The organism is Rhodobacter aestuarii, from assembly GCF_900156655.1.
GTDB lineage: Bacteria > Pseudomonadota > Alphaproteobacteria > Rhodobacterales > Rhodobacteraceae > Rhodobacter > Rhodobacter aestuarii.
Genome location: NZ_FTOG01000007.1, coordinates 78155 through 101050, shown reverse-complemented (window position 1 = coordinate 101050; position 22896 = coordinate 78155). Strand labels below are relative to the sequence as shown.

Here is a 22896-nt window from a genome sequence, read left to right as displayed (position 1 = left end):
GGCTTACCAATCGCCCAAAGACAGCTGCGCCGGAGGCTCGCCCTCCGGCGTATTCATTTTGGCAAGGAAGTCTTCTGCCGCCGCATGGATCGCGGCTTGCTCGCCATAATCGAACCGGTCCAGCGCCTTGTAGGGCAAGGCCATGCGCGGGTTTGCCCCGAACTTGTCGCGATGCGTGATCAGGAAGTTCCAATAAAGATAGTTAAACGGGCAGGCATTCGCGCCGGTGCGGGCCTTGGCGTCATAACGGCACCCACGGCAATAATCCGACATGCGCCCGATATAGGCGGCTGAGACCGCATAGGGTTTGGAGCCAATCCGCCCGCCATCAGCATGGGCCACCATCCCATGCGTGTTGGGCAGTTCGACCCAATCGAAGGCATCGGCGTAAACCGCCAGATACCACGCCTCGATCTCGGCGGGGGCAATGCCTGCCAAAAGCGCGAAATTGCCCGTCACCATCAGCCGCTGGATATGGTGGGCATAGGCGTTTTGGCGAGTGCCCCGGACCACCTCGGCCATGCAGTGCATCTTGGTTTGGCCAGACCAATAGAACCACGGCAGGGGCCGCGTAGCATTGAGGAAATTCGTCTGCCCATAGTCGGGCATCTCGGTCCAATAAAGGCCGCGCACAAACTCCCGCCAGCCAAGGATTTGGCGAATGAACCCCTCGGCGGCGTTGAGCGGCACCTTGCCAGCGGTATAGGCCCCCTCTGCCGCCTCGCAGACCTCAGAGGCCGTCAAAAGCCCCGCGTTTAGTGCGGGCGACAAAAGCGCGTGGTAGAGGAAATCTTCCCCGGTCTTCATCGCATCTTGCCAATCGCCAAACTGGGGTAGGGCGTGGGTGATGAAATCATCAAGCGCTTGCAGCGCCTCGGCCCGCGTGACGGGCCAAGCGAAGCGGTCAAGGTCGCCGAAATGATCGGGGAATTGATCCTCCACCAGCGCCATCACTTCGCGCGTCGTGGCATCGGGGGTAAACCGCCGCCGCTTGGGCAGCTTATGGCCTTTGGGCAGGGCCTTGCGGTTTTCGGCATCGTAATTCCACTTACCGCCGACAGGCTTGCCCGCTTCCATCAAAAAGCCGGTGCGCCTGCGCATCTCGCGATAGAAGTTCTCCATCCGCTTGGTTTTGCCGCGTGAGGAGAGTTCCGCGAAATCGCTGATCGCGCAAAAGAAGCGGTCATCTTCGCGGACCTCAACCGGCACGCCCAAGACCTCTGGCCACGTCAGGATCATTTCGCCCACGCGCCATTCCCCCGGCCCAGTCAGCACCACCGATTGTGGCTTGTGGCGGGTAACGGCGCGGGCCAGTTCTCCGGTGAAGCTGTGGGTGTTTTCCGGCTCATCCAAGCGGACATAATCCACCCGTATCCCTTCCGCGCGCAGATCGTCAGCAAAGTGGCGCATCGCCGAAAGGAGGAACGCGATCTTTTGCTTGTGATGCGGAACATAGGTGCCCTCTTCGCGCACCTCGACCATCAGCACCACATCATGGCACGGGTCTATATCAGCAAGCGCAGACAGACCGCGCGAAAGCTGGTCCCCCAAAACAAAAATCAACCGGCCCGTCATTTGCGCTTCGCCTCTCCCCGGCAGCGGTCAGAGCAAAAGCGCACCGCTTCCCAATCGCGTGCCCATTTCTTGCGCCATACAAAGGGGCGGCCACAAGCCGCGCAGATCTTTTGCGGCAGATCGCCCTTGCGGCGCATCTTTGCCACGGGCTCAAGCGCCCGGCAAAAGCGGCTCAAACGCGCGGCGAATATCGCCCGATTCCGGCTTCGTCATTGACCCCCACGTGTCGACGACATTGCCTTGCCCGTCGATCAGTACCTTGTTGAAGTTCCAACGCGGGGCAAAGCCGGTCTGCTCCCGCACCCATTTGTAAAACGGATGCGCGTCATCGCCCGTCACATGGGTGATATCGGCCATCGGCAGGGTGATCCCATAGGTGAGCGTGCAAAACTCTGACACTTCCTTGGCACTGTCGAGTTCCTGCTTGAAGTCGTCCGACGGTACGGCCAACACCACCAAGCCTTTCGGCCCATATTCTTCGTGCAGCTTTTGCAGCCCCTCTAGTTGCGGGGTGAAGCCGCACAGCGACGCGGTATTGACCACCAAGACCGGGTGCCCCCGGAAGTCTGCCGTATCAATCGTGTCGCCCTCAATCGAGGCAAAGGTGAAGCTGGGCGGTTCGGCGGCAGAGGTCGCGTTGCCACTCGCGCCCAACGCACCAAAGCCAGTGAACAGGGCCAAAGCCATGGTTTTGAATTTCATCTCATCTCCCTTCTGCGTGTCAGCCAAAGGCCCGCCAGCGCAGCAAGGCCCGCCGCGCACAGCGCCACAATGGGCAGGTTCTCCACTTTCAAATTGGCCACGATCACGCCCATCAGCGCCCAGCCAACGGCCAGCGCGTAGCTTGGCACATCTGGGCGGCGCCATGTCATGGCAAGGCCCACCACCAAAAGCGCGCTGAGCGTGAGGGCAGAGGCAACTTGCGCCGACAAGACGCCCTGACCAGCCAAAACAATCCCGGTGGCCACGGCGGTGGCCGCGCAAAGCCAGCCCGCATAAAGCCCCACCGGTCCTGCCGCCCAAAGCCCACGCGGTGCGCGGATCAGGGCGGCCAAGGCGGTGGTGGCCATGAACACCAACATCACCGCCGCCGCGGCGGGTTGCCAATTGGCGACCCAAATCCACGGCACGCCAATCGCAAGGCTCAGGCTCAGGGGGCCGCGCATCGCCTGCCAGGCGGGGGCGGTGCGGGCGCGCACCAACCCCCAGGTGGCCCCGGCCACCAACCAAAGATAGATCGCTCCCCAGATAGAAAAAGCCCAACCGACCGGCGCAACCGGCCAATGATCGGCGGGCACCGGGAATTGCCCCGGCGTGAAGCCCTTAAACCCCTCCGTCAGCACCGGGGCGGCGGCAAAAGCCACCGCCAGCACCAATGTCAAAGGGGCAAGGAAGAACTTCATGCGGCCAAGCCTTGGCGAGACGCCCGCGACCAAGCGGGCCGTTCATTGGCCCAAGGGTCATTGCCAAGCGGCCAATCGCGCCCCAAAGCCTGCGCAACGCGCAAAGCCGACAAGAGCCCATCTTCATGGAAGCCGTAGCGCGTCCAGGCCCCCGCATACCAAATGCCACCCCGGCCCTGAATTTCGCCCATCCGCTCCAGCGCGCCAAGAGCGGCGCTGTCAAATTGCGGATGCGAGAAGGTCACTTCATGGTGGAGCGAATGTGGCTCATGTTCGGGGTTCAGCGTCATGATCAAGGGCGCATCGCTTTGCACGCCTTGCAGACGGTTCAGCCAATAGCTCATCGAAATCGGGCGGTTGCGCAGCCCGCCGGGGGGAGCGGCAGTCACATGGTTCCACGAGGCCCAAAGGTTGCGCCGGCGCGGCATGAAGCTTTCATCCGAATGCAGCACCATCCGGTTTGCCTCGACCTGAAAGGCGCCCAAAATCTCGGCCTCGTCGGCATCGGGGATTGCCAGCATCTCCAAAGCTTGGGGCGCATGGGCAGCAATAATCACCTGATCAAAGCGCTCTTCGCCCGCAGCCGTCGCGACCATGACACCACCGCTGACGCGGCGCACCGCTTTCACCGGGCTGGATTTGCGAATTTCAGCCACAGTCGCGCGGGCCAAAGCCTCGACATAAATCGAGGCGCCGCCCTTCACCGTTAGCCATTCGGGGCGCGGGCCGTGGCCCATCAGCCCGTGGCTTTCAAAGAAACGCAAAAACCGATCGGCAGGAAAGTCGAGCATGAAGCGCGGCGGGGTGGACCAGATCGCCCCGGACATCGGCATCAAAAACCTGTCGCGAAATTCACGGCTCAGGCCCATTTCGGCGATCACCTCACCAATCACCCCGCCTTTGCCCGGCAGATGCTGCGCCTCGGCCATGAAGCGGCGAATGTCGCGGATCATCTGCCAATGCGAGCGATCAAAAAGCCGCTGCGGCTGGCCGAACAAATCGCGCATTCGCCCGGTGCCATATTCGTAAGCGCCATTGCCAAAGCTAGCAGAGAAACTCATCGGCGCGGGCTGAAGTTCCACCCCCAGCGTGTCCAGCAAGCCAGTGAACAGCGGGTAGGTCTTACGGTTGCAGACCAAAAAGCCGGTATCGACCGGCACGCCTTTCACCTCGATGGTGCGGGCGTGGCCGCCAATGCGTTTGCCCGCCTCGAACACCACCACCTCGTGGCCGCGCAGGAGCCACGCCGCCCCCAGCCCCGAAATGCCCGCCCCGATCACTGCAATGCGCATGTTTCGCCCTTTGTGTCGCATCTGGTGTGCTTGCGGCACACTGTCCATCCTTGCAATACGCATGAAGCGGCCTAAAGGTTGCATCAATTCTAGAAAATTTCACCTGCGAAAGGTTTCGCAGGAAAAGGCCTGAACCGATGACGGCACAGAGCACAGACCTTGGCGCTTTGCTGGCGCGCACCGCCCTGCGCGACCGGGCGGCATTTTCTGCGCTTTATTCTGCACATGGGGCGAAACTTTTCGGCATCTGCCTGCGTCTCTTGCAAGACCGCGCTGAGGCGGAGGATGCTTTGCAGGATGTTTTCGTGAAAGTCTGGATGAACGCCGACCGTTACGTGCCCGAGGTGGCCAGCCCCGCCGCGTGGCTCAACACCGTTGCGCGCAATCTGTGCATTGATCGGCTGCGCGCCCGCAAAACCGGGGGTGTTGAGGCCGAGGTGCTGGAGGCTCTGCCAAGCCTAGAGCCGACGCCTGAGGCCGAGGCGATCCGCGCCTCCGACGGGCGGCGGATCGAGGATTGCATGGGCAAGCTTGAGGGCGTGCGGGCCGAGGCCGTGCGCCGCGCCTATGTGGAAGGCGAAAGCTATCTTGAACTTGCCGAACGGTTTGAGGTGCCGCTCAACACCATGCGGTCTTGGCTGCGCCGGTCGCTGATTTCGTTGCGGGAGTGTTTGGGCGATGCGTGACCTGCCACCCGATGATATTGCGCTTGCGGGCGAATATGTGCTGGGCACGCTGCCGCTTTCCGAGCGTCAAGCGGTGACGCGGCGCATCGCGAGTGATGCCGATTTCGCACGCGAGGTGGCGCGCTGGGAAGCACATCTCGACCCGCTTGCCGAAGAGGTGATGCCCGTTTCGCCGCCACGCCGGGTCTGGGCAGAGATTGAGGCACGGGCTTTGGGCGTGCCGGAGCGGGCGCCTTCGGGGCTTTGGCGTTGGCTTGCGGGTGCCTCGGCCATTTCGGCGGCCTTCCTTGGTGCGATTTTGTGGCTTGGCGAACCGCTGATGCCTGCGCAGGGGCGGATGTGGGTCTCTGACATGGTGTCAGAAGATGGCGCGGTGCGGCTTGCGGCGCTTTACAATGAAAAGACCGGCGAGATGCGCGTGTCGATGGGCGGCGCCGCCCCCGCGCCCGAGCGCGACTTTGAATTGTGGCTGATTGCCGGGGATGCCGCGCCTGTCTCGCTCGGCGTGATGCCCCGGCGCGGCCAAGCGGCGATGCCGATCCCGGCCGATCTGCGCCAAGTGATCGCCAATGCGACCCTTGCCATCACCGAGGAACCGCGCGGCGGCGCGCCCGCAGGCGTGGCCACGGGCCCGCTGGTGGCCAAGGCCGAGTTGCGCCGGATTTAAAAGCGCCCCCAGACGGGTTTCTTATGCCGGTTCGGCGTTACGTGTCTCCCACATCTCGCGGAAGGCCGCGCGGGATTGGCAAAGTTCCAGCCAGCCTTTCACGCGCGGGAATTGCCCCATCAACGCATCATGCGGCTGCGCATAGCGCAGTATCTCGGCCATATTGATATCAGCCACGGTGAAGCGCCCGCCGACCATATGGCTATGCGAGGAAAGATGCGCCTCTAGCGCTTTGAGCGGGCGTTGCAGTTGCGCCACCGCGGTGGTGATCCGCGCCTCGCCCGTTTCGCTTGCCGCCTCGCCGCGCGCATAGGCGAAGGAAATTTCGAGCGCGGGCGTTTCAATTGCCGTCGCCCCGTAAAGTGCCCATTGCACCATCAGCGCCTCTTCGCGGGCGTCTTTGGGGGCAAAAGGCCCCCCCGCTTTGCGCGCCAGATAAAGGTTGATCGCAAGCGACTCGCTCAGCACCAGCCCGGCATCCTCCATCACCGGAATCGCCCCGGCGGGGGAGAGCCGCAAAAATTCTGCCGTGCGGGTGTTAAACGGTGCCTCGGGGTGCAATGGGTCGATCCCCTGCGCCTCCAGCCGATAAGCTTGGATGACGGGTTTGAGCGACCACGCCAGTTCCAACTCCATCAATGCCCAGATGTTGCGGCTCGCCCGCGAGCGATAGACCCCATAAAGCGTGACCATGATCTGCCTCCCTTTGCGCCAGACTGCGCTTGTGGCCCCCCAAAGGAAAGCCCAAAGCGGCAAAGCCTTACGGATCGCTTCCTGACCCACATCAAGGCGGTTTTCCCCCCTTTATGCTAGCGAAAACCGATCAACGTCGGGAGGGTTGCGTATGGAAGATCACATCAGCAGGGAGACGGTGCAGGCCACGTCTGAGGCCGGGCAAGGGGAGGTCGGCCCCGAAGCGACGCCACAAAGCACCGAAAAAGAGCCCAAAATCAAAGCGCCGAAAGAAGGCAAAGCGATGCCCACCGAGGCAGAGCCCGCACCGGGCGAAGGCGCATTGAACGGCCCGCAGGCCTTCCCCTCGGTCCATATTCAAGCGGTAAAGGCGGGCTTTGAAAGCGGCAAATACCCTTATGCCCACCGCATGGCGCGCGCGGATTACGAAAAGGAAAAAGCGAAGCTGCAAGCGGAGCTTTTGAAGGTGCAACGCTGGGCGCAGGAGACGGGCGAGAAATTCGTGATCTTGTTCGAGGGCCGCGATGCGGCGGGCAAGGGCGGCACGATCAAACGCTATACAGAGCATCTGAACCCACGGTTTGCGCGGGTTGTGGCATTGAACAAACCCTCCGATGAAGAACGCGGTCAGTGGTATTTCCAACGCTACATCCAATGGCTGCCCACAGCCGGGGAAATGGTGTTTTACGACCGCAGTTGGTACAACCGCGCCGGGGTGGAACGGGTGATGGGCTTTTGCAGCCCCACTGAATACCTAGAGTTTATGCGCCAAGCCCCGGAGTTTGAGCGGATGCTGGTGCGCTCGGGCATTCGGCTTTTCAAATACTGGTTCTCGGTCACCCAAGCCGAACAGCGCCGTCGGTTTTCTGAGCGCGCGACTGACCCGCTCAAGCGCTGGAAGCTAAGCCCGATCGACATGGCCTCTTTGGACAAATGGGAAGATTACACCGAGGCGAAAGAGGCGATGTTCTTTTACACCGACACCGCCGATGCGCCTTGGGTGATTGTGAAATCGAACGACAAAAAGCGCGCGCGGCTCAACTGTATGCGCCACTTCCTCAGCTCGCTTGATTACCCAGACAAGGATCTGTCGATCGTAACGCCGCCCGATCCGCTGATCGTCGGGCATGCAAGCCATGTGGTGCATTCGGCCGAACATATCTTGGGGGCGGCGCAGCATCCTGAAACCCGCCGCCGGGCCTCACGACCGAAGAAAGCGAAGCCCGGAACCACCTCGTCTTAAGTCTTGCTTGCATCCTTGCGTGGTTGCGGCACATTTGCCGCAACTGACGCGGGGGCAAGGTCATGAGCTGGGACGAGCGATTTTCGGGGGAGCATTTCCACTATGGCACCGAGCCTGCGGCTTTTGTGACCGCACAGGCTTGGCGGCTCACACGGGGGGCGCATGTGCTTTCTGTTGCGGAAGGCGAGGGCCGAAATGCAGTGTGGCTCGCCGCACAGGGGTTGTGCGTTCATGCGTTAGATGGGTCCGCACCCGCCCTCAGCAAGGCGCACAAGCTGGCCGCAGAACGTGGGGTGACGATCACCTCAGAACATGCAGACCTGTCGCGCTATATCTGGCCCGTGGGGGCCTATGACGCCGTTTTTGGGGTCTTCATCCAGTTTGCCCCGCCCGCCCTGCGCGGGGCCATTTTCCGTGGCATGGCGCAAGCACTCAAACCCGGCGGGCTTTTGTTTTTGAACGGTTTTTCGGTCCGGCAGCTGAAAAATTCCTCGGGCGGCCCGAAGGCGGAGGACCATCTTTGGACACTGGATTTGCTGCGCGATTCCTACCCAGATTGGGAGTGGCTGCATCAGGCGGATTACGATGCGCATCTTGACGAAGGGCCGGGGCATTCGGGCCGCGCCGCGCTGATTGACTTCATCGCACGCAAACCAAAGGCCTAAGCCCCCCTGCGCGATGATGCCGCAGCACAACTTACGCATGTGACGCTGTCACAGACAATTTAATCCCTATTTCCTAGACGGAATGACACAGTTCGTTCGTAGAACACCCACGTGAGGTAAAACCTCGCCTTCCCACAGGAGATGTTACATGCGGAAAATTCTTCTTACGCTTCCGGTCGCGGCACTGGTTCTGGGCACGGCGGCTTATGCCGACGGCATGGAAACCGTGAAAGCGCGTCACGCCTATTTCAAATCGCTCGGCGGTGCCATGAAGGCCATGTCGGGCGTTGCCAAATCCTACGACGCGGATGCCGCCAAGGCCGAAGCCGCGAAACTTGCCGCGATCCTCGAAACCGATGCCGGCCCGCTCTTTGCGCCGGGCACCTCGGCCGATGACTTCCCGGGCGAAAGCGAAGCCAAAGCTTCGATCTGGGAGAATATGGACGACTTCGGCGCCAAAGCCAAAGCCATGCATGTTGCGGGCGCCGAGCTGATCGCCGCTGCCGACACCGGCGAAGCTGCCGCCTTTGGCGCTGCGCTCAAAACGCTCGGCGGCACCTGCAAAGCCTGCCACGACGATTACCGCGTGCCGGAATAAGGCACAGCCGGGCGGGAGGAAACTCCCGCCCTTTTCTTTCAACCGATAGCCGACCGAGACACAGATGCCCGCCGACACCACCGCGACGACCGCCACCAAACCGCCGATGATCTGGGACCCGCTGGTGCGGGTGTTCCACTGGACCTTGCTTTTGTGCGTGGCCGGGGCCTTTGTGCTGGGCCATTTCGGGCCGCTGGAAATGACGCTGCATTTCTACCTTGGCTATGCGGTCTTGGCGCTTTTGGCGATCCGGCTGATTTGGGGCTTTGTGGGCACAAAGAACGCCCGTTTCGGCAATTTTGTGCGCGGGCCTATTTCGGTGGTGCGCTATTTGCTGACCCTGCCTTCGCGCAAGCCAAGCCATGCCGAAGGGCATAACCCCTTGGGCGGCTGGTCGGTTGTTGCGATGATGGTGGTCTTGTTCTTGCAAGTGCTGACCGGGCTTTGCACAGACCCGGATGACTATCTGAACATTGGCCCGCTTGCCCCCTACCTGCCCGATGGCTGGCCGCGTATGGCGCTTGGCTGGCACCACAAACTGGGCTGGGTGCTGTTGGCCCTGATCGCCCTGCATGTGGGCGCGATCTATTTCTACAAGGTCTGGAAACGCGAAGACCTTGTGACCCCGATGATTACCGGTCGTCGCCGCGGTTGAGCCATCTGGACGCGGTTCTTCCCCTAAGATAGCGTCCGTTCATGAACCAGACAGTCAAATCTCCGGCGGTGCGGTCGTCCGGCCTTGCCGTCAATATGCGTGCGCTTTTGTGGTTGGGCCTGCCGATGGTGGGCTCCAATATCGCGCAGATGCTGCTGCATGTCTCCGATACGATCATGCTGGGCTGGTATGGCGTGCCCGAACTCGCCGCTGTGGTGCTCGGCTCGTCTTTCTTCTTTTTCCTCTTCATCCTCGGCTCGGGGTTTTCCTATGTGCTGATGGGGCGGATCTCCGCCGCCATTGGCCGCGATGACCCGGTGCAATTGCGCCGCGATGCGCGGATGGGGCTTTGGATCGCCATTGGCTATGGCTGCGCTGTGATGCCGATCATGGCGGCAGCGGAGCCGATTTTGCTCGCCCTCGGGCAAGACCCACATCTTTCCGCGCTCGCACAGCAATATCTGTCGGTCGCGATGTGGGGCATGGTGCCCGCGCTCGTGGTGGCGGCGTTGCGCGCGTATCTGAGCGCGCAAGAGCGTGCCCAAGCGGTGATGTGGGCCACGTTTTGGGGTGTAGTGGTCAATGTGATGGCCAACTGGGCCTTCATCTTTGGCCATTTTGGCGCGCCAGAAATGGGCGTGCGGGGGGCGGCGCTCGCCTCTGTGATGGTGCAGATCAGCACGGCGGGCCTGTTGGCGCTTTATGCCGCCAAGCATCCGAAGTTGCGGTCGGTCGATCTGTTCGGGCGGTTTTGGCGGCCCGATTGGCAGGCGCTTTTTGTGCTGATCCGGCTTGGCTTGCCTGCGGGGCTGACACACCTTTCCGAAGCGGGACTGTTTCAAGCCTCGGCGCTGATGATGGGCTGGATCGGCACGCATGAACTGGCCGCGCATGGGATCGCACTAGAACTCGCCTCGCTCACGTTCATGATCCACATGGGGCTCTCGAATGCGGCGACGGTGCGGGTGGGCCACGCCTATGGCGCCTCGGATACCGACCGGCTGCGCGCCGTGGCAAAGGCCGCGCTGATCCTCTCTTTCGCCATGGCAGCTCTGACGATTGCGGCCTTCCTTGGGTTTCCACAGCAATTGGTGGGGCTCTTTATCGACAATGCAGACCCTGCCGCCCCCGCGATTTTGGCCTTTGGGGCAAAACTACTTGCGGTGGCTGCGCTGTTTCAGCTTTTTGACGCTGCGCAGGTGATGGCTTTGGGACTGTTGCGCGGGGTGCATGACACGCGGGTGCCGATGGTCGTGGCCACGGTCAGCTATTGGCTGATTGGCATTCCGGCAAGCTATGTGCTCGCCTTCCCACTCGGGTTGGGCGGCGTAGGGCTTTGGCTTGGCCTTGTGATTGGCCTTGCTTGTGTGGGGGTCACCTTGATCCGTCGCTTCTGGCGCGGCCCGTGGCTGGTGGCCACGGCATAAAGGCTACGCTTAGCGCTCGCTTTCAGGGATGGATTTCAACATCCGCTCGGCTTTTTTGCGCACCAAGACCGAGCGCAGATCATGCATGGCAAGCAGCAAAGAATCCGTCACCTCTTCCAACTGCTCATCGGTGGCTTTCGATTGCACCCATTGCGTGGTCAGGTTCAGGTAATCAACGGCGCGCAAAATATCATCGATATCGCGCTGCGCCAGCAGGGCGAGCCGCTTTGCCATCCAGCCTTCGATCTCGCGCAGATCATCGGCCGAGAGTTTACGCTCGCCTTGCGGCTTGATTTCACCGTTCTTGATATTGACGACGGCGATCTGATCCATCTCGATGCGACGTTGGCGGTTCTCGGTATCAACCTTGAACACCGCCGCGCCATTTTCACGAATCCGGAAGTAGTACTCCGGCAGATCGCCAGCCATTCAATTCTCCCCGCAGGCCTTGCAGCCTTAGTGCAGCCCTTCGCAGAAGGCTTTGATGCGCGCGCAAGCCTCGCTCAGCGCTGCGTCCGAGGTAGCGTAGCTGATGCGAAACGCGGGCGAAAGGCCGAAGGCCGCCCCAAAGACAACCGCAACCCCGGTTTCTTCCAGAAGCGCCGAGGCAAAGGCCTCGTCATCGGTGATTGCAACGCCGCCCTTGGAGGTTTTACCAATCAGCCCCGCTATTGAAGGATAGACGTAAAACGCGCCTTCGGGCGTGGGGCAGGTGATGCCGGGGCAAGCGTTGAGCGCGGCCACCACCAGATCGCGACGCCGCTCAAAGGCCACACGGCTTTGCGCGATATACTCCTGCGGACCATTAAGCGCTTCCACCGCCGCATGTTGGCTGATCGAACAGGGGTTCGAGGTCGATTGCGACTGCACCTTGCCGATCGCCTTGATCAACTCCACCGGGCCACCCGCATAGCCAATGCGCCAGCCGGTCATCGCATAGGCTTTGGACACCCCGTTGCAGGTCAACGTGCGGTCATAAAGGCCCGGCTCCACCTGCGCGGGCGTGGTGAAGGTAAAATCGCCAAACACAAGGTGTTCATACATATCATCCGACATCACCCAAACATGCGGGTGCCGCATCAGCACATCGGTGAGCGCTTTGAGCTCGTCACGGGTATAGGCGGCTCCCGAGGGGTTGGAGGGCGAGTTGAAGATAAACCATTTGGTCTTCGGCGTAATCGCGGCCTCCAGATCGGCGGCACTGATCTTATAGCCCGCCTCCATCTTGCCTTCGACAAAGACAGGGGTGCCACCCGCCAAAAGCACCATATCCGGGTAGCTCACCCAATAAGGCGCGGGGATGATTACTTCATCGCCGGGGTTCAGCGTGGCCACAAGCGCATTATAAAGCACCTGCTTGCCGCCCGAGCCGACGGTGATTTGCGCGGGCGTATAGCGCAGCCCATTTTCACGTTCGAACTTGGCGCAGATCGCCTTTTTCAACGCGGGAATGCCATCAACCGCGGTGTATTTGGTTTCGCCTGCAGCAATCGCCGCAATCGCCGCCTGTTTGATGTTCTCGGGCGTGTCAAAATCCGGTTCACCCGCGCCAAGGCCGATCACGTCGCGCCCCGCCTCTTTCAATTCGCGCGCCTTGTTGGTGACGGCAATGGTGGGCGAGGGTTTCACGCGCGCAAGCGTGTCAGACAGAAAGGCCATGTTCGGGGCTCCAGATTCAAATCGCCCCTCTCTACGCTTGGCCGAGACACCGTTCAAGCGGTTGAAACAAGGGCGGTTGCGCTTGACGGGGCAGGATGCAAGTGCAAGGCAGAGGCAACGCATTTTCGAACGGAGGCCAGCCATGAGCGAAACACGGGACGCGAGATTGCGGCGGATGCGGATGCGCAGTTGGCGCCGCGGTATCCGCGAAATGGACCTGATTCTCGGCCCTTGGGCTGATTCTGAACTGGAAGGTCTAAATCCTGAGATGCTCGATCTTTATGATCAGCTGCTCGAAGAAAATGACCAAGATCTTTATCCCTGGATTTCGGGGGCGATGCCGTGTCCGCCCCAATATGTTGAAATTCTGGGTGTTATCGGCACCTTTGCCCGCGAACGGCACGGCAAAAATTAGTCGTACAATCTTCGCAAATTCGTTGTGAAAGGCATCATAGTCAGAACCCCTTAACCCTATCTTGGGGTTTTTCCGTCAATTTGCCTCTCAAGGAAGCGAGGATGGCGGAGTAAGGAATGACGTTTCAAACCCCGATGAAAGCGCCCAATGCGGAAGAAGGCGCCGCCCCCGGAATGATGGCCTGCTACCTCGACAGCCTCTCGCTGGTCGAGCGGCTGCACAGGCTATTGCTGGATGTGATCAAGGATGAATTCGAGCGGCTCGGTATTCTCGAGATCAACCCCGTTCAAGCGCTGTTGTTGTTCAACATCGGCGAGAATGAGGTGACCGCAGGCGAACTCAAAACGCGCGGCTACTATCAGGGCTCGAATGTGAGCTACAACCTGAAGAAGCTGGTGGAAACGGGCTATATGCACCACCAGCGCTGCGAGATTGACCGCCGCTCGGTGCGCGTAAAGCTGACGCCCAAAGGGGTGGACCTGCGCACGGCCGTTACCGCTCTGTTTGAGCGCCACGCCAAGGGCATGGATGACCGCAATGTCATCACGCTCGACGCGATGGATGAAATGAACCGCACCCTGCGCCGCATGGAGCGCTATTGGTCGGATCAAATCCGCTACATCTACTGATCTTTCGCACAAGCGACTGACGCGGCGGCACATGTGCCGCCGCTTGTTCTTGTGTGCAGGGCATGGTTTCGTGCGTCCAGCCGCCTTTGCGGCGAGGGGGGCACAGATGCGGCGGTTTTTGCGGATATTCCTGCGCGCTTTGGTGGTGGTCTTGGTGCTGGTTGCAGGCCTTGCCGCGCTCAAGCATGAAGAGATCACCCGTCTTTTGGCGGTGAATTCGCTGTTCTCAGAAGAACGCATCGTCACGAATTTCTCGCATATGGATCGGCTGTTCCATTACCGAGTGCTCGACCGCGGCCCCGGCCCGATTTCGGCCTTGCCCCCCGGCCCGGAAATGCCGCTCCCCCCAGAAATGGCGGATTGGCTGAAAGCACGCGCCGTGACCGCGCTCGTCATTTTGCGCGACGGTCGCATCGTGCATGAAAGCTATCACCAAGGCACCGGGCCAGAAGACCTGCGGATCTCTTGGTCGATGGCGAAATCGGTTCTGTCGGCGCTGTTTGGCACCTTGCACGAAGATGGCACGATCCCTGATCTCGATGCTCAGGTGGTCCGTTTCGTGCCCGCGCTGAAAGGCTCTGCCTATGACGGCGCGACCATCCGCGATGTGCTGACCATGTCCTCGGGCGTGGGGTTCAACGAGGATTACATGGATTTTAACAGCGACATCAATCGCATGGGCCGGGTGCTGGCGCTTGGTGGCTCGATGGATGATTTCGCGGCCTCACTCCACACCCGCGCGCATCCGCCGGGCAGTCATATGCATTATGTTTCGATTGATACGCATGTGCTGGGCATGGTGATTGCCGGTGCCACGGGGCGCGACCCGGTGGATTTAATGGCCGAGCGGATCATCGCGCCGATGGGGCTGGAAGCCGCGCCTGAAATGCTGGTTGATGGCGAGGGGACGGGTTTTGTTTTGGGTGGGCTGAATATGCGCACCCGCGACTATGCCCGCATTGGCCAGATGTTCTTGCAAAAGGGCTTTTGGAACGGGGCCCAAATCGTACCAGAGACTTGGGTCAGCACCTCAACATCGCATCAAGCCGCCGATGGCGCAGGCTATGGCTTCCAATGGTGGGTGCCCAAAGACAATGCCCGCTTCGGCAATGATTTCATGGCCCAAGGCATTTACGGCCAATATATCTACGTCAACCCCGCCGCGCGGATGGTGATTGCGGTCAACGCCGCCGACCGAGGCTTTGATACCGAAGGCGTGACCGATGAAAACCTTGCGCTCTTTCGACGCATCGCGCAGGCTGCGCACTGAGGGAGAGACGATGGAAAAGGATAAATCGGTCAATGTTCTGGGCAGCGCCTTGCAGCCCTGTTCGGTCTCGCCGATGACCGGTTTCTTCCGCGATGGCGCGTGCAACACCTGCTGGGAAGACCACGGGCTGCACACGGTCTGCGTGGTACTGACCGCCGAGTTTTTGGCGTGGTCGAGCTATATCGGCAATGACCTCACCACCCCGCGCCCCGATTTCGCCTTTCCCGGCCTCAAACCCGGCGAGCGCTGGTGCCTCTGCGCGGGCCGGTTCCTTGAGGCGCATGACGAGGGCTGCGCGCCGCAAGTCGTGCTGGAATGCACGCATCAACGCACACTCGAAGTCGTGCCGCTTGAGGTGTTGCAGGTCTACGCGATCTGATCCGAGACCGGCGTCCAGATCACATCATCAATGCGCGGCGCCGAGGTGGCGAGCATCACGAGTCGGTCAAACCCCAGCGCAATGCCCGAGGCGGCCGGCATATGCGCAAGAGCGGCCAAGAAATCCTCATCAATCGGGTAGCGCTCGCCGTAAAGCTGTTGCTTTTCATCCATCTCTGCCATGAAGCGCGCGCGCTGAACCTCTGCATCGGTCAATTCGCCAAAGCCATTGGCCAGTTCCACCCCGCAGGCGTAAAGCTCAAACCGTTCCGCCACGCGCGGATCATCGGGGGCCGGGCGGGCCAAGGCAGCCTCTGCCAAGGGGTAACGGTCTAAGATCGTCGCACGCCCGTGACCTAGATGCGGTTCCACCTGCGCCACCAGCACCTTGGAGACCATCAGCGACCACGTATCGGCATCGCCCACCTCAATGCCCGCCGCAAGGCATTGATCGCGCAGCCCCTCAGCATCGGTGATGCCGCCACAGCCGCAAGTAGCGAGAAGATCAAGCCCTGCATAACGCTCAAACGCCTCCGCGACCGAAAGCCGCTCAGGCTCCGCAAACGGGTCGCACTCAATCCCCTTATAGCGCAAAAGCGTGCTGCCCGCCGCCTCTGCCGCAAGACGCAGCATCGCGGCGCAATCTTGCATCAGCCCCGTGTAATCTTCGCCGACGCGATACCATTCGAGCATGGTGAATTCTGGGCTGTGCAACGCGCCGCGCTCGCGGTTGCGCCACACATGGGCAAAGGCGGCGATGCGGCGCTCCCCAGCGGCAAGCAGCTTTTTCATCGCAAATTCAGGCGAGGTATGCAGGAACATCTCAACCGGGGCGCCGTCATTGCCAATCGCCGTGGTCGCAAAACCGTGCAGATGCGCCTCATTGCCGGGGCTGATCTGAAGCGCGACCGGGTCCACCTCAAGGAACCCTTCCCCCTCCAGCCAGCGGCGCAGCGCCGCTTGAATACGCGCCCGCGCCATAAGCGCGGGCCTGCGGTCGGCATGACGGTCAGGGTGCCACCAAGGGGTCGAAGACATGGTCAGGGCTTTTTACTGGAAATAGGGCTCGTATTGGTTTAGGCGCTTCGCCATCCGGGCGCCAGAGCCTGCTTTTGACATATAGGACCGTGACAATGGCTAAAGTGATCGCTTCCTCGATCCGTAAGGGCAACGTGATCGACCTCAACGGCGTGCTGCACGTCGTTATCAACGCCGAAAACATTCACCCCGGCAAGGGCAACTCGGTGACCCAAGTCGAGATGCGCCGCATCTCGGATGGCGTGAAGGTGCAAGAGCGCTGGCGCACCGTGGACTCGGTCGAAAAAGCCCACGTCGATGAAGAGGAATTCGATTTCCTCTATGAAGATGGCGAAGGCTATCACTTCATGAACCCGCAAAACTACGAACAGCTCACCGTGGGTGAAGACGTGATCGGCGATGCCAAAGTGCACCTGCGCGACGGCATCCGCGTTTGGCTGCTGCTGCATGAAGGCGTGGCGCTGTCGATCGAACTGCCGCAAAAAGTGACGGTCGAAGTGGAAGAGACCGAGCCGGTGGTCAAAGGCCAAACCGCCTCGTCGAGCTACAAGCCCGCGCAATGCACCGGGGGCATTCGCGTGATGGTGCCGCCGCATATCGGTGTGGGCACCCGGATCATCATCAACACCGCAGACAACTCCTATGTTGAGCGCGCCAAAGACTGATTGGCCCCTCTAGGCTTTAGAAAAGGCGCTCCTTTCGGGGCGCCTTTTTTGTTGGGCAAGTCATGCGGGCAAAAGAAAAGCCCTCCCGCATTGCGGAAGGGCTCCAAACTTACCGTTTGAGGCAGCTTAGCGGATCGGGCCGCTGTCTTCCTCGTCATCCTCTTCATCATCGCCATGCGGCAGGTTGAAGAAGCTATCCGCATCCGAGAAGTCTTTCGGGTCTTCTTTCGGCTCGTCATCGGCATTCGACGACCCGCTGCCAAGGGTGAAGCCTTCAAGCTCCGCAATCGCACCGGGCAGGCGCGGCTCGGTATCCATGCCAAGGCTTTGCTCGGTCGAGACCAATTTCCGGCGCTCGTCATCGCTCATCACGCCTTCGGCCGCGCGTTTCTTGGCGGCTTTTTGTACTTCGCTGTCAAGCTCCGACTGTCGGCACAGGCCCAAAGCCACCGGATCGATCGCGGTCATATTGGCGATGTTCCAGTGCGTCCGCTCGCGGATTGAGGCGATGGTCGGCTTGGTCGTGCCCACCAGACGCGCGATTTGCGCATCGGCCAATTCAGGGTGGAATTTCACCAGCCACAGGATCGCGTTCGGGCGGTCTTGGCGTTTCGACAGCGGCGTGTAGCGCGGTCCACGGCGCTTGTCTTCGCCCACAGCCGCCGCGTTAAACTTGAGACGCAGCTTATAGAGCGGATCTTTCTCGCCCTTTTCGATCTCTTTCGCGTCGAGTTGGTTGCCGGCAACCGGGTCTTGGCCCTTCACGCCCGCCGCCACATCACCATCGGCGATCCCTTGCACCTCAAGTTCATGCATGCCGCAGAAATCAGCGATCTGCTTGAAGCTGAGCGTGGTATTGTCCACCAGCCAAACGGCCGTGGCCTTTGCCATCAGGGGCTTGTTCGTCATCGGGGCCATCCTTTACAAATCTTACCCGAGCCGTGAAACCGGCTGCGGCCTGGGCTTCCCCCCGGCCGCGGTCCATTTCTGGTGGGGAATTGTCGGCCTATATAGGCCCGAAACCGCGCGGAGGAAAGAGAAAATGCGCGTTTTAGCGATTGCATGCGCCGCGCTTTTGGCCATGCCTGCTTGGGCCGAAGGCGAGCAAGCGGGCGATTTTGACTATTACGTTCTTTCGCTCAGTTGGGCGCCGGGCTGGTGTGCGACCGAGGGCGCGGGCCGCGATGCCGCGCAATGCGACCCGACCAATGATGCGCATTTCGTTTTGCACGGGCTTTGGCCGCAATATGAAAGCGGCTGGCCCAGCTATTGCCGCACCACGGCGCGCAACCCCTCGCGCGCGCAAACGGCGGCGATGGAAGACATTATGGGGTCTGACGGCGCGGCTTGGTACCAATGGAAGAAACATGGCCGCTGCGCAGGGCTTTCCGCGACCGACTACTTTGCGCAGGCCCGCGCGGCCTATGAAAGCATCACCGTCCCGTGGGTGTTTCAACAGCTCAACAAAGATGTGCGCTTGCCCGCGAAAGTGGTGGAAGAGGCGTTTTTGGAGGCCAATCCAAACCTTCGCCCCGATATGGTGACCGTGACCTGCGATCAGGGCCGCATCGACGAGGTGCGGATTTGCCTGAGCAAAGACCTTACTCCCCGCGCTTGCGGCACGGATGTGGCGCGCGACTGCCGGATGACAGACGCGCTGATGGAACGGGTGCGCTAAAACTTAGCTGGCAGGCGGCTCGCGATCTTCGAGCATCATAAGCTTTTGATCCGCGGCCACTTCGGGCCCACCTGCCCGCTCCGGATCGGCACTAATCCAAACCCGTGCCTCAGCCATTTCGGCACGCGGGAAAGTGCGCACCGGGCAACGGATCAGCGGCGCGAAAAGACGCACGCCCGCCGAAATCCAAGCGACATCACTCACCACCGCGATGCGGGCAAAATCGGCCAGATGCAACAGCCCAACCTTGCCATCTTCAAACATCGCGCCTGCGGTGAACCCCTCGAAATCCGCCCCCAGCGCGTAAAGCAATTTGAGCCGCCCGGCAGCGGTAAGGCGTTCTTCTACCGCGGGGATCAGATCTTCTACATAGGCATCATGGTCGATCCGCCCATGCGCCTCCACCGCCAGAACATCGGCGGGAAACCCGTCGAGCAGGGTAAAACGTCCTTTGGTCATTTTCTCCTCCCTCGGTTGGAGAAGGCTCTAGCGAACCTTCAAAACGATCTTTCCGATATGGGCGTTCGTCTCCATCCGCGCATGGGCCGCCGCCGCCTCCGCAAGCGGATAAGTGCTGTCATGCACCACTTTGAGCTTGCCGGCCTCCACCATCGGCCACACCTCGGCTTGCAATTGCCGCGCAATCTCGGCCTTGGCGGCATCAGATTGCGGGCGCAGCGTGGCCCCGGCGATGGTCAGGCGGCGCAGCATGATCTGGGCAAAGTTCAACTCGGCCTTGGGGCTTTCCAAAAACGCGATGAAGACCATCCGTGCATCATCCGCCATGGCCTTGATATTGCGGGCAATGTAGCTGCCGCCGACCATATCAAGCACAAGGTTCGCGCCGCCCTCAGCGCGCAATACCTCCACAAAATCGGCCTCGCGGTAATTGATGGCCGTGGCGCCAAGGGCATCACAGGCGGCGCATTTCTCAGCGCTGCCCGCCGTGGCCCAGACCCGCGCACCAAGCGCGGTGGCAATTTGGATCGCCGTGGTGCCAATCCCGGACGAGCCGCCATGCACCAAAAACCGTTCCCCCGCCTTCAACCCGCCGCGCATCACCACGGTGGACCACACGGTGAAGCAAGTCTCGGGCAAACAAGCCGCATCGCGCAGGCTCACCCCATGCGGAATCGGCAGGGCATGCACCGCCGGGCAGGTTGCATATTCGGCATAGCCGCCACCGGGCAAAAGCGCGCATACCGCATCACCCACTTGCCAGCCCGTCACCTCGGGGCCGACGGCCGCGACGATGCCCGAACATTCCAGCCCCGGCAGGTCTGATGCACTTGGCGGCGCTTTATAGGCGCCTGCCCGTTGCAGCGCATCGGGGCGGTTTACGCCTGCCCAAGCGACCTCAATCAGCAATTCTCCCGGCCCCGGCACCGGAACAGCGCGGCTGGAAAGCTTCAAAACCTCGGGCCCACCGGGCGCCGCGATTTCGATACATTGCATTTGCTGCGGCACACTCATGCCGGTTCCTCGCCCGTGTAGCGACCGGGCGCGGCCATGCGGCACGGCGGGCGCAGGTTTTCGAGAACGTTTTTCAGCCCCGGCACCTTCATCAGGCCGGATTTGACCTTATCAAGCGCCAGAACGTTTTCGATCCGGTGATCCAAGAACGCCCAGCTTTCGGCATGGCCTTCGCTGTCATCGCCAATCCAAAACAGCGTGGTCGAAGAAATCACCCCCGACAGCGTTAGGCGTTTCGAATACCAGTTGTAATCTTCGCTCGTGTCGCCGAGCGCGCGCCAAATGAGATCCGCCGTTTCCCAAACAAGCTTCGCGCCCATCACCCCGTTTTGCGGCAAGGCAAAGACCGAAGCGCCCCGGCTCACCAGATCACGGTCGACAAGGTCAAAGCGCATCCGAACAGCGGTCGCGACCTTATCGCGAAAGCGCATCCCTTCAAAATTGGCCTCTGCCAAGGCCTTGGCCAAGGCGCGGTCGGCGGCACGGTGATATTCCGCCGCCAGATCAACAGCCCCGCGCGGGCAAGCCAAGCGCGCCAGCGCCGGATCAACTCCAAGGTCCGAAATTGCCGATTGGAAAGCCGGTTCCGACCAGCCATCAAAGGGCACATGCGGTTCAATCGCGTCAAGCAGGTCAGCGCGTAGGCGCGACACTTCCAAATGGTCGTTTTTCATCGCTTTTCCCTAGTGCGGCAAGAGTAGACAAATGCCTTTCCCTTTGCTATATGGCCGCTTCCTGCAAAGCGATGCAACTCAAACTTAGGAAGGTGGTGACACCACATGCAGGTCAGCGTTCGCGACAACAACGTCGAACAAGCGCTTCGTGCCCTGAAGAAAAAACTTCAGCGCGAGGGGGTTTTCCGTGAAATGAAGCTTAAGCAGCATTTCGAGAAACCGTCCGTGAAGAAAGCGCGCGAGAAAGCCGAAGCCATCCGCCGTGCCCGTAAACTGGCACGTAAGAAGGCCCAGCGCGAAGGCGCGCTCTAAGACACAGGCGTTTGAATACGCTGGCGGGTTCGCCCGCAGAGTAAACCCCCGAGGCATCGCCGTCGGGGGTTTTGCTTTTTCAAAACTGTGGCGCGGATCAGGCGGCGCGATGCTGCGCCGCTTGCGCCTCAAGCCGGAAATGGGCGGTGGCATCACGCAATTGTGCGGCCATCCCATTCAGCACGCGGCTCGCGGCGGTGGTTTCTTCAAACATCGCCACGTTTTGCTGCGTTACCGAATCGAGCTGCTCGACCGAGCCGTTGATGTCTGTCAGCGCGCGCGATTGTTCCTCGGCGGAGCGGGCAATTTCGCCTACGCGGGAAGAGATGTTTTCCACCGCTTTGGTGATTTCATCGAGCGTGGAAACCATCTGGTTCACCAGTTCCACCCCAGTTTTCACCTGCCGCTCCGACGATTGGATCAGGGTCGAGATTTCACGCGCCGAAGCCGAGGAGCGTTGCGCCAAGTCGCGCACCTCCGAGGCCACAACGGCAAAGCCACGCCCCGCCTCGCCTGCACGCGCGGCTTCCACCCCGGCGTTGAGCGCCAGAAGGTTGGTTTGGAAGGCGATGTCGTCGATGACCGAGGTGATCGAGGCGATTTGATGCGAGCTTTGCTCGATCTCGCCCATCGCATGGATCGAGGCGCTGCCAAGCTCGGTGCTGCCGCGCGCCAATTTCTCGGCACTTTGCGCGGCATCGGCGGCAGAGCCCGCCATTTGGGCGGCAGAGCCCACAGAGCTTGAAAGCTCGTTCATCGCCGCAGCGGTATTGGCCAGCGCATGGGCCTGTTTCTCGGTGCGCTCAGACAGTTCCTCAGACGCACCATTGATCTCGCCGATTTGGGCGGTGATCTCTTCAGCGCAGCCCAAAGCCACACCGATCGCGGCGGCGAGTTGCTCAACCGCAAGATTGAAGTCTTCGCTCAGCGTGCCGTATTCGTTGGCATCCAGCCGCGCGAGCCGCACCGAAAGATCGCCTTGCGAAAGCATCCGAAGCGCGTTTTGCAATTGCGCCACGACCTCTTCGGAATGCTGCGCATGTTCACTGCGCTCCGATGCCAACCGCTCAGAGGCTTCCAAAGCACGGGTATTCGCTTCGGCCGCGTTGCGCGCGGTTTCTTCGGATTGGCGGCGCATTTCCTCGGCCTCGGCCAGCGCTTCTTCTGCCTCATGCTGGCGCAATTCAGCATTTTGCGCGGATTCTTCTGCGGTCCGTTGCGCAGCCTCAGCCTGCGCCGAAAGCGCTTGCAGATCGACCAATTGCGCCGAGATCGAAGCTTCCATCTTCTTGCGATGCAGCACCGTCACCACAAGCACAGCGGTTTCCACCACAACAACCACACCATGAAAGGCCGTCCGCTCGATATTCACCAAAAGCTCAACGCTCGGATAGACCAACCGCGGCACAAACACCGAAAGCGACAGGTGATGCAGCGCGATCGTGGCTGCCGCGAAAATCAGCGGTCGAATGTCGACCATCGCGACCAAGGCGGCCATCACCGCGAAATAGACCATATGGCTGTCAATCTGCCACGGGTGGCCCGCAAGCGCCGCTGTAAAGGCAATGGCCTGACCCACAAGGCCCTGCGCCACCAAGGTGCGCCCACTGGTGGTGTCGCCCCGCAGATAGCCGAGCACCGTCACCCCCACAAAAACCCACGCAATGGCGGTGGCAGGAATGGTCGCCGTTCCGACCCAAATGGCCACGCCCGTCACCAACACGGCGCAGGCCACAATGGCCACAAGATAAAATTTCAATCGTTGTGCGGTGGCCCCCGCATCTGTGCTGGCCGTCGTCAT

Annotated in this window: 28 protein-coding genes; 14 read left to right on the top strand and 14 right to left on the bottom strand. The window is 61.0% G+C overall.

Translation table 11 applies throughout. The features are described from left to right. Positions 1–3 precede the first annotated feature (3 nt). The 5 genes from BW967_RS11140 to BW967_RS11120 are packed head-to-tail and all read right to left on the bottom strand — an operon-like array spanning position 4 to position 4270. Entirely contained in the window at positions 4–1575 is a 1572-nt protein-coding gene (locus BW967_RS11140) for a cryptochrome/photolyase family protein (protein ID WP_076485150.1), read from the bottom strand. Further along, a complete protein-coding gene (locus tag BW967_RS11135; RefSeq protein ID WP_175610450.1) occupies positions 1572–1721 on the bottom strand; it encodes a DUF2256 domain-containing protein in 150 nt (49 codons plus the stop codon). Before BW967_RS11135 ends, BW967_RS11140 begins: the two co-directional genes overlap by 4 nt. Positions 1722–1725: 4 nt before the next feature. Beyond that, positions 1726–2277: a glutathione peroxidase gene (locus BW967_RS11130; protein WP_076485148.1), complete on the bottom strand. Its 552-nt coding sequence runs from the start codon at positions 2275–2277 to the stop codon at positions 1726–1728. Beyond that, positions 2274–2978 carry a hypothetical protein gene (locus tag BW967_RS11125; protein ID WP_076485147.1) on the bottom strand — a complete coding sequence of 235 codons (705 nt, stop codon included), beginning with the start codon at positions 2976–2978 and terminating at the stop codon, positions 2274–2276. Before BW967_RS11125 ends, BW967_RS11130 begins: the two co-directional genes overlap by 4 nt. Beyond that, positions 2975–4270, bottom strand: coding sequence for an NAD(P)/FAD-dependent oxidoreductase (locus tag BW967_RS11120; protein ID WP_245826537.1), 1296 nt, complete (start codon positions 4268–4270; stop codon positions 2975–2977). Before BW967_RS11120 ends, BW967_RS11125 begins: the two co-directional genes overlap by 4 nt. 137 nt (positions 4271–4407) lie before the next feature. Here BW967_RS11120 and BW967_RS11115 point away from each other — a divergent pair, with 137 nt between their 5' ends. Both BW967_RS11115 and BW967_RS11110 read left to right on the top strand, forming a co-directional pair. After that, a complete protein-coding gene (locus BW967_RS11115) occupies positions 4408–4956 on the top strand; it encodes a sigma-70 family RNA polymerase sigma factor (protein ID WP_076485146.1) in 549 nt (182 codons plus the stop codon). Then, a complete protein-coding gene (locus tag BW967_RS11110) occupies positions 4949–5623 on the top strand; it encodes an anti-sigma factor (RefSeq protein ID WP_076485145.1) in 675 nt (224 codons plus the stop codon). Before BW967_RS11115 ends, BW967_RS11110 begins: the two co-directional genes overlap by 8 nt. Positions 5624–5644: 21 nt before the next feature. On the opposite strand, the gene BW967_RS11105 is transcribed toward BW967_RS11110, so the two are convergent. Continuing rightward, a complete protein-coding gene (locus tag BW967_RS11105; RefSeq protein WP_076485291.1) occupies positions 5645–6316 on the bottom strand; it encodes a glutathione S-transferase family protein in 672 nt (223 codons plus the stop codon). A 151-nt stretch (positions 6317–6467) separates the two neighbouring features. Here BW967_RS11105 and ppk2 point away from each other — a divergent pair, with 151 nt between their 5' ends. The 5 genes from ppk2 (at position 6468) to BW967_RS11080 (ending at position 10904) form a co-directional block, all read left to right on the top strand. Continuing rightward, entirely contained in the window at positions 6468–7559 is a 1092-nt protein-coding gene (ppk2, locus tag BW967_RS11100) for a polyphosphate kinase 2 (protein ID WP_373455184.1), read from the top strand. Between the two features lie 62 nt (positions 7560–7621). Then, a complete protein-coding gene (locus tag BW967_RS11095; protein WP_076485144.1) occupies positions 7622–8224 on the top strand; it encodes a class I SAM-dependent methyltransferase in 603 nt (200 codons plus the stop codon). A gap of 148 nt (positions 8225–8372) precedes the next feature. Then, entirely contained in the window at positions 8373–8822 is a 450-nt protein-coding gene (locus BW967_RS11090; protein WP_076485143.1) for a c-type cytochrome, read from the top strand. Positions 8823–8886: 64 nt separating this feature from the next. Continuing rightward, positions 8887–9477, top strand: a complete 591-nt coding sequence (locus BW967_RS11085) for a cytochrome b/b6 domain-containing protein (protein ID WP_076485142.1) — start codon at positions 8887–8889, stop codon at positions 9475–9477. A gap of 41 nt (positions 9478–9518) precedes the next feature. Continuing rightward, complete coding sequence (locus BW967_RS11080) at positions 9519–10904, top strand: MATE family efflux transporter (RefSeq protein ID WP_076485141.1); 1386 nt, start codon at positions 9519–9521, stop codon at positions 10902–10904. Positions 10905–10913: 9 nt separating this feature from the next. Here BW967_RS11080 and BW967_RS11075 read toward each other — a convergent pair whose 3' ends face one another. After that, complete coding sequence (locus tag BW967_RS11075) at positions 10914–11333, bottom strand: hypothetical protein (protein ID WP_076485140.1); 420 nt, start codon at positions 11331–11333, stop codon at positions 10914–10916. 27 nt (positions 11334–11360) lie between these two features. After that, positions 11361–12563, bottom strand: coding sequence for a pyridoxal phosphate-dependent aminotransferase (locus BW967_RS11070; RefSeq protein WP_076485139.1), 1203 nt, complete (start codon positions 12561–12563; stop codon positions 11361–11363). Positions 12564–12705: 142 nt separating this feature from the next. Here BW967_RS11070 and BW967_RS11065 point away from each other — a divergent pair, with 142 nt between their 5' ends. The 4 genes from BW967_RS11065 (at position 12706) to BW967_RS11050 (ending at position 15256) form a co-directional block, all read left to right on the top strand. After that, a complete protein-coding gene (locus BW967_RS11065) occupies positions 12706–12978 on the top strand; it encodes an FAD assembly factor SdhE (RefSeq protein ID WP_076485138.1) in 273 nt (90 codons plus the stop codon). Between the two features lie 134 nt (positions 12979–13112). Beyond that, positions 13113–13607, top strand: a complete 495-nt coding sequence (locus BW967_RS11060; RefSeq protein WP_097081109.1) for a MarR family winged helix-turn-helix transcriptional regulator — start codon at positions 13113–13115, stop codon at positions 13605–13607. Between the two features lie 106 nt (positions 13608–13713). Continuing rightward, positions 13714–14877 (top strand): serine hydrolase domain-containing protein, encoded by a 1164-nt coding sequence (locus BW967_RS11055; protein ID WP_076485136.1) that lies wholly within the window; start codon positions 13714–13716, stop codon positions 14875–14877. 10 nt (positions 14878–14887) lie between these two features. After that, complete coding sequence (locus BW967_RS11050) at positions 14888–15256, top strand: DUF2237 family protein (protein WP_076485135.1); 369 nt, start codon at positions 14888–14890, stop codon at positions 15254–15256. Here BW967_RS11050 and epmA read toward each other — a convergent pair. Beyond that, positions 15244–16293 (bottom strand): EF-P lysine aminoacylase EpmA, encoded by a 1050-nt coding sequence (gene epmA, locus BW967_RS11045; protein WP_076485134.1) that lies wholly within the window; start codon positions 16291–16293, stop codon positions 15244–15246. The genes BW967_RS11050 and epmA overlap by 13 nt on opposite strands. A 95-nt stretch (positions 16294–16388) precedes the next feature. On the opposite strand from epmA, the gene efp reads away from it, so the two are divergent. Next, positions 16389–16958, top strand: coding sequence for an elongation factor P (gene efp / locus BW967_RS11040; protein ID WP_076485133.1), 570 nt, complete (start codon positions 16389–16391; stop codon positions 16956–16958). Between the two features lie 126 nt (positions 16959–17084). Here efp and BW967_RS11035 read toward each other — a convergent pair whose 3' ends face one another. After that, positions 17085–17867: a DUF1013 domain-containing protein gene (locus BW967_RS11035; protein ID WP_076485132.1), complete on the bottom strand. Its 783-nt coding sequence runs from the start codon at positions 17865–17867 to the stop codon at positions 17085–17087. Positions 17868–18000: 133 nt separating this feature from the next. Here BW967_RS11035 and BW967_RS11030 point away from each other — a divergent pair, with 133 nt between their 5' ends. Next, positions 18001–18636, top strand: coding sequence for a ribonuclease T2 family protein (locus tag BW967_RS11030; protein WP_076485131.1), 636 nt, complete (start codon positions 18001–18003; stop codon positions 18634–18636). A 3-nt stretch (positions 18637–18639) separates the two neighbouring features. On the opposite strand, the gene BW967_RS11025 is transcribed toward BW967_RS11030, so the two are convergent. Genes BW967_RS11025 through BW967_RS11015 form a run of 3 tightly spaced genes read right to left on the bottom strand, consistent with a single transcriptional unit; the run spans position 18640 to position 20783 of the window. Continuing rightward, positions 18640–19095, bottom strand: a complete 456-nt coding sequence (locus tag BW967_RS11025; protein WP_076485130.1) for a SpoIIAA family protein — start codon at positions 19093–19095, stop codon at positions 18640–18642. A 27-nt stretch (positions 19096–19122) separates the two neighbouring features. Further along, a complete protein-coding gene (locus tag BW967_RS11020; RefSeq protein ID WP_076485129.1) occupies positions 19123–20109 on the bottom strand; it encodes an NAD(P)H-quinone oxidoreductase in 987 nt (328 codons plus the stop codon). Beyond that, positions 20106–20783, bottom strand: coding sequence for a COQ9 family protein (locus tag BW967_RS11015; RefSeq protein WP_076485128.1), 678 nt, complete (start codon positions 20781–20783; stop codon positions 20106–20108). The genes BW967_RS11020 and BW967_RS11015 overlap by 4 nt, the downstream gene beginning before the upstream one ends. A gap of 105 nt (positions 20784–20888) precedes the next feature. Here BW967_RS11015 and rpsU point away from each other — a divergent pair, with 105 nt between their 5' ends. Then, positions 20889–21095, top strand: coding sequence for a 30S ribosomal protein S21 (gene rpsU / locus BW967_RS11010; RefSeq protein WP_010398727.1), 207 nt, complete (start codon positions 20889–20891; stop codon positions 21093–21095). A gap of 97 nt (positions 21096–21192) precedes the next feature. On the opposite strand, the gene BW967_RS11005 is transcribed toward rpsU, so the two are convergent. Then, the gene (locus BW967_RS11005) at positions 21193–22896 is read right to left on the bottom strand and encodes a methyl-accepting chemotaxis protein (protein WP_076485127.1); all 1704 of its coding nucleotides are present in this window, start codon (positions 22894–22896) and stop codon (positions 21193–21195) included.